Consider the following 12862-nt stretch of genomic DNA (forward strand, 5'->3'; position numbering starts at 1 on the left):
CTTGTCTTCCTTACTGCCGGGTTTAATGCCGAGATGCGACCGCTTCTGCCACGATTTGGGTGGCGGTCTTACGTGCCAGATGGTCCATGTGGAGGACATCCTCAAGGGCAGTCGCGGCAATTTGAAGGCTATTTTGGTGCGAAAGGCGGGCAAGTGTGTCTTCTACAACCTGCGCCATCGCCAAAAACGGCAGATTGCCCGCGATAAAATGATCCAGAGCGATTTCTTTGGCCGCGTTAAAGGCGGCCCCTGACAGGCCCCGCATGTCCATCACAGCGCGCGCAAGGCGCAAGGCGGGAAAGCGGGCGGGATCGGGGGCTTCAAAATTCAGGGCGGCAAGGCGCGCGAGATCGAGCCGTTCGACCGGCACATGCCCGCGCTGCGGCCAATGCAAGGCAAAGCCAATGGCGTGGCGCATATCGGCGGGGCCAAGATGGGCCATGATACCACCATCACAAAATCCGATCAGCGCATGCACGATGGATTGAGGGTGGACAATCACCTCTATCTGATCGGGCGAAAAACCGAAATACTCACGGGTTTCAATGAGTTCCAAGGCTTTGTTAAACATAGACGCCGAGTCGATTGAAATGCGCTGGCCCATCGACCAATTGGGGTGAGCTACGGCCTGTGCAGGGGTGATAGCCTGCATCTGTGCCATTGAAAACTGACGGAACGGACCGCCCGAGGCGGTGATGATGACACGTTCCACCGCCGCCTGATCCTCGCCCGCAAGGGCCTGAAACACGGCGGAATGTTCGCTGTCGACCGGCAGTATCGTCGCGCCGTACTTGGCGGCAGTGGCCATGAGCAAGGGGCCAGCAGTGACAAGGCTTTCCTTATTTGCAAGCGCCAGTGTGCCGCCGTGGCGCAAGGCGCGCAGACCGGGGACAAGGCCTGCCGCCCCCACGATGGCCGACATCACCCAATCAGCCGGGCGGTCTGCGGCCTCGGAAATTGCCGCCTGGCCCGCGGCGCAAATGGTTTCTGTGCCTGCAAGGGCGGCGCGCAAATCGGGCAGCAAATCGTCACGCGCGGTTACGGCAACCTCGGCATTCAGAGCGCGGGCCATTTCTGCCAAACGCTTGATATTGCTGGACCCTGTTAGCGCCACGGTGCGGTAAGCAGCAGGGCCACCGCCGCGCATAATCAGATCAAAGGTGCTTTCACCGATCGATCCGGTTGCGCCGAAAATGGATATTGAGCGCAAGGATCAGCCCCCGACCGGAAGCGGTAGGGCTATTACCAAAGATAAAAGCATGACCAAAACCACAGCCCCCGTCATCGCATCAAAGCGGTCCATGAACCCGCCATGCCCGGGAATAAGGTTCGAACTGTCCTTGACGCCGGTGCGCCGTTTGATCCAGCTTTCGGCGATGTCGCCCATTTGACCTGCAAAGGCGACAAGCGGCGATAGAAGCAAGATGCCGGCGGGGGCATAGCCCATTGACCAGAACACAGCACCCACAGCCACAGCCCCGACCCAGCCCGCAGCGGTGCCGGACCATGTTTTTTTCGGGCTGATCGCAGGCCAGAACTTTGGCCCACCAAGGATCCGGCCTGCAAAATACCCCATCACATCAGACACCACGACGACCAAGACGATCCAAACAATCGCCGCTGTGCCTGCATCATTGCGCAAGGTGATCAGGCCAAACCCTGCAATCATGGCCCCAGCGGCCCACAGGGCCGACAAGCGGCGATCGCGGCGCGGGGTCAGCGCAAAGGCAAGCGCGGGCACAAGCAGCAAAGCGGCGCTGAATTCGCGTGGGGAGTAAAGGCTGATCGCAAGGCAAACCCCGCCCAAGACGCCCATCGCAGCGGCGCTGCGGGTTTGGGGAATGCGGCTTTCACGTTTAATTGCCGGCGGGCGGGTCATTGCGCCCAATTCCCACAGCATGAAGGCAATAAGCAGGATAACAAGCACTGAAAACGTCCAGCCGCCCGACCATATTTCGACGGCGCCAACGCTGGCCAGCACGGCGGCCGAAAGCATGCGGGGGCGCAGATCGGCCCAACGGTTGGATGTGGGTGTCATAGTGCGGGTACCCCGCCGAAACGGCGTTCGCGATTGCCAAAACGGGACAGGATATTGGCCAATTCCTGCGGGCTGAAATCAGGCCACAGGGTTGGGGTGAACTCATATTCGGCATAGGCCGATTGCCAGATCATAAAGTTCGACGTGCGGGTTTCGCCCGAAGTGCGGATGACCAGATCAGGGTCTGGCAGGCCGCCGGTATCAAGGCGCTGCGCAATCGCGGCCTCGGTCAGGTCATTCGGGTCAAGGCGGCCTTCGGCAACCTCTTGGGCCAAGGCGCGGGTGGCGCGCAGAATTTCGTCGCGCCCGCCATAGTTGATGGCGACGGTCAGGTTCAGGCGCGAAAAGCCAGCCGTCCGCGCCTCAATCCCCGCCATAAGGCGTTGGAGTTTGGGGTCGAGTTTGGAGCGGTCGCCGATAAAGCGCATGCGCACGCCTTCGGCCGCCATGCGGTCCGCCTCGCGCTGGATATAGCGGGCGAAAATGGCCATAAGGCCAAGCACCTCTTCGGTCGAGCGTTTCCAGTTTTCGGTAGAAAACGCATAGATTGTCAGCCATTTGATGCCCATATCAGGGGCCGCCGACACGATTTGTTTGACCCGTTCAGCGCCTTTACGGTGGCCCACAAGGCGGGGCCAGCCGCGGTTAGTGGCCCAACGCCCATTGCCATCCATGATGATGGCGACGTGTTCGACGGGCTGGGCCTGCTGGGTGATGTTTGGCACTGACACTGAAAAGCCCTTGGACAATTTGAAGGAACGGTGGGGGCTGGTCGGTTTAAACCTGCATGATTTCTTGCTGTTTGGCCTCTAGCGCTTTGTCGATTGCAGCGATGGCCTTGTCGGTCAGCTCTTGGACGGCACCTTCCCAGAACTTCTGGTCATCTTCGGATAGGCCATCGTTTTTGGCCTTTTTGATCTGGTCCATGCCGTCGCGGCGGATATTGCGGACGGAAACCTTGGCGCTTTCGGCGTATTGACCCGCGACCTTGGTCAGGCTGCGGCGGCGTTCTTCGTTCAGCTCGGGGATCGGCAGCATGATGATAGTGCCGTTCAGCTGCGGATTGATGCCCAGACCGGATTCGCGGATCGCCTTTTCGACTTTGCCAACGAGGCCTTTGTCCCAGACGTTGATAGTAACCATACGGGGTTCTGGGACGTTGACGGTGGCCACCTGATTGAGCGGTGTCATTGCGCCGTAAGCATCGACCATGATCGGATCAACCATCGAGGCCGAGCCGCGGCCCGTGCGCAGCGTCCCAAATTCGGCGCGCAAAGACGCGTGCGCGCCATCCATCCGGCGTTCCAGATCATCGGTATCAAGCATGAAATCGTCTGACATATTAGCCTCTTAGAACAATTGGAGTACCACATCGGGCGCGGTTTGGGGCTTTATACCCCCTTGCCCGCTGTATGTATAGAAAAAGGGGCGAACCACCTTGGTTTTACGTGGCCCGCCTTAAGAAACGATTAGCCATGAACCTTGGTGTAGGTGCCCTGCCCCGCCAGAATACCGCGGAAACCTCCGGGTTCATCAAGGCTGAACACAATGATTGGAAGGTTATTGTCGCGGGCAAGCGCGATGGCAGAGGCATCCATCACGCCGAGGTGTTTTTGCAGCACCTCGTCATAGGTGACAGTGTCATAGCGTTTGGCATCAGCGTGTTTTTTCGGGTCTTTGTCATAAACGCCATCAACCTTGGTGCCTTTAAAAATCGCCTCGCAGGCCATTTCATTGGCGCGCAAGGTGGCGGCGGTGTCGGTGGTGAAATAAGGATTGCCTGTGCCCGCCGCGAAAATGCAAACGCGTTTCTTTTCCAAGTGGCGCACAGCGCGGCGGCGGATATAGGGTTCGCAGACCTGATCCATTGGAATAGCCGAAATCACGCGGGTGTGGATTTTCAACGCCTCGAGTGCGGCCTGCATGGCCAGCGCGTTCATCACGGTGGCGAGCATGCCCATATAATCGGCTGTGGTACGCTCCATCCCTTGGGCCGAGCCCTGGAGGCCGCGAAAGATATTGCCGCCGCCGATGACCATGCAAATTTCAACACCCATATCATGCACCGATTGCACCTCGGCGGCGATGCGGGCCACGGTTGGCGGGTGCAGACCGTACCCTTGGTCGCCCATCAACGCCTCTCCCGAGATTTTGAGCATGACGCGGCGGTGCGTGGTGACGGGGGATTCGGACGAAATAGCGGACATTTTCGGGGTTCCTGACTGGCTGGCACAGACCTTTGGCAGATCACGGCTTGGACTGCGGTGCAAAATGTCGCAAAACGGAGGCGGGTTCAACCATTGATACGGGCATTGATACGGGCGTTGATTAGGCCGGTGATGCGGGTTTACGGGGGAGGCATCGGTCGCAGCGCCAACCACGGGGGCTGTCTGCCCCGCCGCCCATTGGCTCGAACCAATGGCGAACAATGGTCGACCCCCGAGGATATTTGAACCGAAAAGAAAGCGAGGACATGTGGCGGGATGGGATAGGGTGATCGCGGGGCTGTCATCCGAGCGGCCTGTTTTGATCGCGGGGCCAACGGCCAGTGGCAAGTCTGCGCTGGCGGCGGATATTGTGGCGCGCGGTGGCGGCGTTTTGGTCAATGCCGATGCTTTGCAGGTGTACGACTGTTGGCGAGTGCTGACGGCGCGGCCGAGTGCGGAGGAGGAAGTGGCCCTGCCCCACCGGCTGTACGGGCATATCGGGCGGGATCAGGACTATTCCGTGGGGCATTGGTTGCGCGAGGTACGGGCCGTGTTGGCGACGGGGCTGCGGCCAGTGATTGTTGGCGGGACGGGATTATATTTCAGAGCCTTGACCGATGGCTTGGCCGAGATTCCGCCGACCCCTGCGCCCATGCGTGCCTTGGCCGATGCGCGGATGGCGGCAGAGGGTGTGGCGGCGCTATTGGCCGAACTGGACACGGACACTGCCACGCGAATCGATGCGGCAAACCCTGCGCGGGTGCAACGGGCATGGGAAGTGCTAGAGGCTACGGGGCGCGGGTTGGCGGCGTGGCAGGATGAGACAGGGCCTGCACTGCTGCCGCTGGCCCAAGTCGAACCGATTGTGCTGCGACCGGATGTTGATTGGCTAAACACCCGGATTGACGGGCGTTTTGACCAGATGATCGCGCAAGGGGCGTTGGAGGAGGTGCGGGCCGAAATGCCCTATTGGCAGCCGATGCGCCAGTCGGCGCGCGCAATTGGGGCGCCGGAACTGGTGGCGCATTTGCGCGGCGCAGTGCCGTTAGAGACCGCGATTGAGCAGGCAAAGCTTGCCTCGCGGCAATATGCCAAACGGCAGCGCACCTGGTTTCGCAGCCGGATGGCTGGCTGGAACCCGCTGGATCCGGCGGCCCGGTAGGGCGGGAAAGTGCCAAAGCTGTGGATAGGTCTGTGGACGGGTTCGATTATTGCAATTTTGCGCTTGGGTCCGGGCAAAGCGGCTGCGTAAGCTGTTCAGCGTGGACCAAAGGACGGTGTCGATATGCAAGATCTTTCAGCTTTGTCGCAATTGCGGCTTGTCGCGATCCCGAGACTGGCGGCCAACGGGCGTTGGCGGGTTGAAGCAATGCGCGCACTAGCCGAGCCGACGTTGCTGTGGTTCACCAAGGGACAGGGCCGGATCACGATCGCGGGTTCGACGCGCGGCTATACGGCCAATAACGCAGTTTTCATTCCGGCAGGCGTGATGCACGGGTTTGAGGTAGGGTCGCAAGTCTTTGGCACGGCCGTATTTTTCGGGAAAAACTGCGATGTGACCCTGCCCACCGCGCCGCACCATCTGCGCATCCGCGAAACCTTTGTCGCACAAGAGTTAAACGTCACGCTGGACGCAATTTTGCGCGAAATGGACAGCGATGTTCCCGCCCATGACCGGGCCACGCGGCATTATCTGGGATTGCTGGGCGTCTGGCTGGAACGGCAGGTGCGAAAGGGCGCGGATGAGGTGAAGCGCCCCGATGCGGCGGGCCGTTTGGTCGCGCGCTATTCCAGTTTGTTGGAACGCAATTTTCGGTCTGGGATGGGGGTTGCCGATTTTGCCGGAGCGCTTGGGGTGACGCCGACTCATCTGACGCGCTGCTGCAAACAGACCTGTGGCAAGCCTGCATCGGCGCTGCTACACGACCGTCTGATCTTTGAAGCGCGGACTTTGCTATCGGAAACCAAGATTCCGGTGGGCCAAATCGCAGGCGCACTTGGATTTGCATCGCCTGCGTATTTCACGCGGGCCTTTCAGCACAAAACCGGAAAATCCCCATCAGCGTTTCGTAAACAAGCCTGAACAGTTTAGAAATGTCTGACATTTCAGAGGTTTGAGGTTCCTTGACCTGCCCCAAGGGTTGCAACCTGATGAGCCGTGTCCTAAAAGCGACATGTGTCGGTTTTAGGCTTTTGTCGCGTTTGTGACATTATGAGGCGAAACCAGTCGTTGACCGATGGCCCAATCCATGCGGAAATGACGTGTCGTCCGAAGGCACATGTCTTGGGGCCAACCTATAAAAACGATTCTTGGCCTAGGACGAACCTAGAGCCAGAACAATTCACAAGGGAGATATGTATGACTAAAATGACAAAAATCGCCAAGCCCACCCATCCGGCCGCTGTGGCCTATGCGGGCGAAGTGGCAGCAGGCACGATGGGCCGCCGCGAATTTCTGACCCGCGCAACGGCGCTTGGCGTCGCGGCCCCTGCCGCATACGGCTTGCTTGGCCTTGCAGCGCCCGAAGCGCAGGCCGCGGGTGAGACCCCGACGATGGGCGGCACGCTGCGGATGCAAATGGAAACCCGCGGTCTGAAAGACCCCCGCACCGCCGATTGGAGCGAGATTGCCTGCTTTACCCGTGGTTGGCTGGAATATCTGGTGGAATACAATGCCGACGGGTCGTTGCGCGGCATGTTGCTGGACAGCTGGTCCACCAATGATGATGCGACAGAATACACGTTGAACGTGCGCAAAGGTGTGACGTGGAACAATGGCGATGATTTCACCGCCGAGGATGTGGCCCATAATCTGACCCGCTGGTGTGATGGCAATGTTGAAGGCAATTCAATGGCCGGGCGCATGGCATCCTTGATGAATACCGAAACCAAGATGGCGGCCGAAGGTGCGATCACGGTTGTCGACAGCCATACCGTTGTCATCAAGCTCAGCGCTCCGGACATTTCGACCATTGTCAGCATGGCAGATTATCCGGCTGGTGTGGTGCACAAATCCTATGACAACGGGGATCCATCGGCGAACCCGATCGGGACTGGTCCCTATTTGCCGGAAACAAACGAGGTTGGCGTTCGCCAGACCCTGACACGCAATGCAGACCATGTTTGGTGGGGCACCGAAGTGTATGGCGGCCCGTATCTGGACAAGATCGACTATATCGACCTTGGCACAGATCCGTCGGCAGCCGTCGCCGCAGCCGGTTCGGGCGAGATTGACGCGACCTATCAGACCACCGGCGATTTCGTCGATATTCTGAGCGGGCTGGGCTGGACAGAAAGCCAAGCCGTGACGTCTTCGACGCTGGCAGTGCGGTTCAATCAGGACGCCGAGGAATACAAGGATGTGCGCGTGCGCCGCGCCTTGTCGATGGCGGTGGACAACAGCATTGTGCTGGAGTTGGGGTATAACGACCGCGGTACGGTAGCGGAAAACCACCATGTCTGCCCTATCCACCCGGAATATGCCGAACTGCCCCCGCTCAAGGCCGATCCGGCGGGTGCGATGGCGCTGATCACCGAAGCCGGCATGGCCGATTTTGAATTTGAATTGCAGTCGGTCGATGATGCCTGGCAAGCGGCGACCTGCGACGCGGTTGCAGCCCAGATCCGAGATGCAGGCATCAAGATCAAGCGCACTGTTCTGCCCGGCGCAACCTTTTGGAACGGCTGGACCAAGTATCCGTTTTCGGCAACAGAATGGAACATGCGGCCATTGGGTGTGCAAATCCTGTCGCTGGCCTACCGGACGGGCGAGGCATGGAACGAAGCCGCCTTCAGCAACGAAGAGTTCGATACGCTGCTGGCCAAGGCCAATTCCATTGCAGATGCCGACAAGCGTCGCGAAGTGATGAAGCGAATTCAGGAAATCATGCAAGAACAGGGTGTTCTGATCCAGCCGTTCTGGCGGTCGCTGTACCGTCACTATGATCCAAAGGTGAAGGGCGCCGAAATGCACCCGACCTTTGAACATCACCATTACAAGTGGTGGATCGCGGCCTGATTTTAAGGTCATGAACGGGGGGGGCAAACCGGCCTCCTCGTTTTTTCTGTCGTTCCAATATGTGCAGCAAGGCGATAGCCCCGCAGCGCAACAGTCCAACAGCTCCTGCCCTGCGCAGGGGGAGGATGCCCCATGGTAATGTTTCTTCTCCGACGCTTTGGCATTATGGTTCTGACCGCCATTTGCCTGACGTTCATCGTTTTCTCGCTGACCAACCTGACGCCCAACCTTGAAAAGCTGGCGCGCTCTGAAGGGTCGGTGCGGATGAGCGACGAACAGGTAGAAAGCTGGTTGGACAATAACGGCTATACCCAGCCCTTGGTCGTGCGTTACGGCCAATGGCTGGGTGTTATGCCTGGTTGGACCAAGACGGTTGATGGTGAGCTCGCAGGCCGTTGTATCAGCGCCAGTACGCCTGCCGCCAGCGCCCCCAGCTTTTGCGGGGTCTTGCAAGGCGACTGGGGCACCTCGACTGTGTTCAAACGCCCTGTTTCCGAAATCTTGGGCCGCGCCTTGGGGGCCACAGGTTGGTTGATGCTGTGGGTCATGATTGTCATGGTGCCATCTGCGCTGGCCTTGGGCGTGCTGGCCGGCATGCGCGAAGGATCACGGACCGACCGCGTGCTGTCGACCGTGGCTATCGCCACAACCGCTACGCCAGAATATGTATCAGGCGTTATCTTGATCGTGGTTTTTGCAAGCGCGACCGTGGGCATCTCGCCCGTTCTCGCCGAAATGGGTCTGATCGAAGGGCGCACCTTGTTCCAAGGCACTGCCACCAGCGCGATGGATAACATCACCTTTTGGAACTTTGGTCTGCCTGTCATTACCGTGGCAATGTACGGCATGGGCTATATCGCCCGCATGACACGGGCCTCGATGACCGAGGTAATGACCGCCCAATACATCCGCACCGCGCGCCTGAAAGGCGTGCGCTTTCGCGAAGTGGTTATTCGCCACGCGCTGCGCAACGCATTGATCGCCCCCTTTACCGTGATAATGCTGCAGTTTCCCTGGCTTTTGAACGGCGTCGTCATCGTCGAAACCTTGTTCAATTACAAAGGCTTTGGCTGGACGCTGGTCCAAGGTGCGGGCAACAACGACATCGAGCTGTTGTTGTCCTGTTCGGTCGTCGCTGTGATCGTGGTGCTTTTCACCCAGCTGATTTCCGACATCGGCTATGCTTTCCTTAACCCCCGCATCCGGATTTCCTGAGGAGGATCACCACATGGAACCGATTGGCTGGGGCAGTATTTTCGCCCGTATGTTTATCCAATTCTGGCCCGTCTGGGTCGCCCTGATCATCACCTATGCAGCGTCGATCCACTACCGCCGCCGCCTTGGCCTTTACGGCAAGCTGTTTGACAGCACTGTGGGGATGATTGGGTTTGGCATCGTGATGTTCTGGGTCTATACGGCATTCTTTGCCGATATCATCATCACGCATGACCCCCTGGGCCAATTGTCGGGCATGAAAAACAAACCACCAGGCACCCCTGCCCCTGATGGCAGCAGCTATGCCTTTTACCTGCTGGGTGGCGATAACCTTGCCCGCGATGTGTTCAGCCGTGTTGTGATGGGCGCACGCCGTGTGTTGGCGATTGCCCCTGCGGCCACGCTGTTCGCCTTTATGGTTGGCATCACCTTGGGCCTGCCTGCCGGCTATTTCGCAGGCAAACTGGATACGGGGCTATCGTTCCTGGCCAACCTCGTACTGGCGTTTCCGGTGATCTTGCTGTTCTATCTGCTGGTCACGCCGGAAATCCGCGACACCGGTATTCCCGTGGTGCTGGCCGCGATCCTGTTCATCTTTCCGATCATCTTTATGGTTACGCTATTCCAAAGCCGGTTCTTTACCGATCCGAAACGCCGCAATATTTACGTCGGCATTACGCTGGTTATCGGCCTTTGGGCCTATTCCGGCCTTGCCTTTAACGCCGATCCTTTGGGCGTCTGGTCGATGGCACCGAACATGCTGAACGTCTTTGTCGCCGTGGTGTTTGTGAACGCGCCCACTGTGTTTCGTATTGTGCGCGGCATCGTGCTGGATCTGCGCTCTCGTGATTATGTCGCCGCAGGCCAAACGCGCGGCGAAGGGCCGTGGTACATCATGCTATGGGAAGAGCATGCGATGGGAAATCCTGCCCAACGCACGCGGGCCACTAATTGTCGATTTCTGCCTGCGCATCGGCTACACCACCATCCTGCTCGGCACGCTCGGCTTCTTCGGCCTCGGCGTCAGCCCGGAATCCCCCGATTGGGGCTCGACCATCAACGATGGCCGCCGCCTTCTGTCGGTCTTCCCGCATCCCGCAGTCGTGCCCGCCATCGCATTGATGAGCCTCGTCCTGGGCCTCAACCTGCTCGCCGACGGCCTGCGCGAAGAAAGTATGAAAGACTGATGCTTTCTTTTCGGCACAAATATCCTCGGGGGTCCGGGGGCAGACAGCCCCCGGCGCTCGGCCCCAAGCCCTCCGCCAAAGGAGAAGACCATGACAAAACCTGACTGGGATTCATCCCAACCGATCCTTGAGATCACCAACCTCTCAATCTCGTTCTTCACGCGCTTGCGTGAAATCCCTGCTGTGATGGATTTTTCCTGCACAGTCATGGCAGGCGAGGCGATGGGCCTTGTCGGCGAAAGCGGTTGCGGCAAATCCACCGTGGCGCTGGCCGTCATGCGTGATTTGGGCAAGAACGGTAAAATCGTTGCAGGTTCGATCAAGTTCAAAGGCCGCGACCTGACCAATATGGGCGAGGAAGAGCTGCGCCAGCTGCGCGGCTCTGAAATCGCAATGATCTACCAAGAACCGATGGCAAGCCTTAACCCCGCCATGACCGTAGGCGCGCAATTGGCCGAAGTGCCGATGATCCACGAAAGCATGTCAAAAACCGATGCTTGGGCATTGGCACGCCAAATCGTGGCCGATGTGCGCCTGCCCGACCCCGACCGCATTGTGAACGCCTATCCGCACCAATTGTCTGGCGGCCAGCAGCAGCGTATCGTTATTGCAATGGCGCTGATGTCCAAACCGGCCTTGCTGATCTTGGACGAACCCACCACCGCGCTGGACGTGACGGTTGAGGCGGGGATCGTCGATCTGGTCAAGGAATTGGGCAAGAAATACGGCACGTCGATGCTGTTTATCAGCCATAACCTTGGGCTTGTGCTGGATGTTTGCGACCGTTTATGCGTGATGTATTCGGGCGAGGCGGTGGAAACCGGCAATGTTGGCGAAGTGTTCGACAAGATGCGCCACCCGTACACGCAGGCCTTGTTCCGCTCGATCCCCTTGCCCACGGCCGATAAAAACTCGCGCCCCTTGGTGGCGATCCCGGGGAACTTCCCGCTGCCGCATGAACGGCCCAAGGGGTGCAACTTTGGCCCGCGCTGCGATTATTTTGAGGCGGGGCGCTGTGATGCGGGCGATGTGCGCATGGGCGAGACAGGCGGCGACCGCCATCATTCGCGCTGTGTGAAATTTGCGGAAATTGACTGGGACGCGCCTTTGGCCGCGGTCAAGACATTTGAAAAAACGCCCGTAGGTGATGTCGTTTTGAAAATGGAAGACCTGCGGAAGTATTACGAGGTTTCGGGCGGGTCGCTGTTTGGTGGCGGCGCACAAAAGGTGGTCAAGGCCAATGAAACCCTGTCCTTTGAGGCGCGCGAAGGCGAAACCTTGGCGATTGTGGGCGAATCCGGTTGTGGCAAGTCCACCTTTGCCAAGGTGTTGATGGGATTGGAAACAGCCACCAGCGGCAAGATTTTCCTGTATAATCAAGACATTCAGGACACCCCGATTGAGAAACGTGCGGTTGATACCGTGTCCTCGGTGCAGATGGTGTTCCAAAACCCGTTTGATACGCTGAACCCGTCCATGACCGTGGGGCGTCAGATTATTCGGGCGTTAGAAATCTTTGGTGAGGGCAATTCCGATGCCGAACGCCACGCGCGCATGCTCGAGCTGATGGACCTTGTAAAGCTGCCGCGTGAATTCGCCGAACGTATGCCGCGCCAATTGTCGGGCGGTCAAAAGCAACGGGTGGGCATTGCGCGCGCCTTTGCGGGCGATGCGAAAATCGTGGTCGCGGATGAACCCGTGTCAGCGTTGGATGTGTCGGTGCAAGCGGCTGTCACCGATTTGCTGATGGAGATTCAGCGCAAAAACCGCACGACTTTGCTGTTCATCAGCCATGACCTGTCGATCGTGCGCTACCTCGCCGATCGGGTGATGGTGATGTATCTGGGCCATGTGGTTGAAATGGGCACCACCGATCAGGTGTTCAGCCCGCCCTATCACCCCTATACCGAGGCGCTGCTGTCAGCCGTGCCGATTGCCGACACCAAGGTGATCAAAAAGCGGATCGTGCTGGAAGGTGATATCCCGTCGGCGATGAACCCGCCCCCGGGCTGCCCGTTCCAAACACGCTGCCGCTGGAAATCGCAGGTGCCGAACGGGCTGTGCGATAAAGAAGTGCCGCCAGTCAAATATCTGGCAACGGGACATCAAATCAAATGCCATTTGTCGGATGAGATATTGGCAGAGATGGAACCCGTTATCACCATGGCCGCCGAGTAAAATCTGCGCATTAAAAAAG

At 58.7% G+C, this 12862-nt stretch carries 10 protein-coding genes and 1 pseudogene; 6 read left to right on the forward strand and 5 right to left on the reverse strand.

The features are described 5' to 3' along the window. Nucleotides 1-22: 22 nt before the first annotated feature. The 5 genes from dxr to pyrH form a co-directional block, all read right to left on the reverse strand. Nucleotides 23-1210, reverse strand: coding sequence for a 1-deoxy-D-xylulose-5-phosphate reductoisomerase (gene dxr / locus G560_RS0111735; RefSeq protein ID WP_022704506.1), 1188 nt, complete (start codon nt 1208-1210; stop codon nt 23-25). Nucleotides 1211-1213: 3 nt separating this feature from the next. Continuing rightward, entirely contained in the window at nt 1214-2038 is an 825-nt protein-coding gene (locus tag G560_RS0111740; protein ID WP_022704507.1) for a phosphatidate cytidylyltransferase, read from the reverse strand. After that, entirely contained in the window at nt 2035-2763 is a 729-nt protein-coding gene (uppS, locus tag G560_RS0111745; protein WP_022704508.1) for a polyprenyl diphosphate synthase, read from the reverse strand. The genes G560_RS0111740 and uppS overlap by 4 nt, the downstream gene beginning before the upstream one ends. 52 nt (nt 2764-2815) lie before the next feature. Then, complete coding sequence (frr, locus tag G560_RS0111750) at nt 2816-3379, reverse strand: ribosome recycling factor (protein WP_022704509.1); 564 nt, start codon at nt 3377-3379, stop codon at nt 2816-2818. A 128-nt stretch (nt 3380-3507) separates the two neighbouring features. Continuing rightward, nucleotides 3508-4245: a UMP kinase gene (gene pyrH, locus G560_RS0111755; RefSeq protein WP_022704510.1), complete on the reverse strand. Its 738-nt coding sequence runs from the start codon at nt 4243-4245 to the stop codon at nt 3508-3510. A 268-nt stretch (nt 4246-4513) separates the two neighbouring features. On the opposite strand from pyrH, the gene miaA reads away from it, so the two are divergent. The 6 genes and pseudogenes from miaA to G560_RS0111785 all read left to right on the forward strand — a co-directional run bounded on the left by miaA (nt 4514) and on the right by G560_RS0111785 (nt 12843). Then, nucleotides 4514-5407 carry a tRNA (adenosine(37)-N6)-dimethylallyltransferase MiaA gene (gene miaA / locus G560_RS0111760; protein WP_050525237.1) on the forward strand — a complete coding sequence of 298 codons (894 nt, stop codon included), beginning with the start codon at nt 4514-4516 and terminating at the stop codon, nt 5405-5407. A 123-nt stretch (nt 5408-5530) separates the two neighbouring features. After that, the gene (locus G560_RS0111765) at nt 5531-6328 is read left to right on the forward strand and encodes an AraC family transcriptional regulator (protein ID WP_022704512.1); all 798 of its coding nucleotides are present in this window, start codon (nt 5531-5533) and stop codon (nt 6326-6328) included. Nucleotides 6329-6604: 276 nt separating this feature from the next. After that, nucleotides 6605-8263: an ABC transporter substrate-binding protein gene (locus G560_RS0111770; protein ID WP_028914026.1), complete on the forward strand. Its 1659-nt coding sequence runs from the start codon at nt 6605-6607 to the stop codon at nt 8261-8263. Nucleotides 8264-8395: 132 nt separating this feature from the next. After that, complete coding sequence (locus tag G560_RS0111775) at nt 8396-9478, forward strand: ABC transporter permease (RefSeq protein WP_022704514.1); 1083 nt, start codon at nt 8396-8398, stop codon at nt 9476-9478. Between the two features lie 13 nt (nt 9479-9491). After that, nucleotides 9492-10665, forward strand: a pseudogene (locus tag G560_RS19980) (ABC transporter permease). A 90-nt stretch (nt 10666-10755) separates the two neighbouring features. Then, a complete protein-coding gene (locus G560_RS0111785) occupies nt 10756-12843 on the forward strand; it encodes a dipeptide ABC transporter ATP-binding protein (protein ID WP_022704515.1) in 2088 nt (695 codons plus the stop codon). Nucleotides 12844-12862 lie beyond the last annotated feature (19 nt).

Source organism: Pseudorhodobacter ferrugineus DSM 5888 (assembly GCF_000420745.1).
Classification (GTDB): Bacteria; Pseudomonadota; Alphaproteobacteria; order Rhodobacterales; family Rhodobacteraceae; genus Pseudorhodobacter; species Pseudorhodobacter ferrugineus.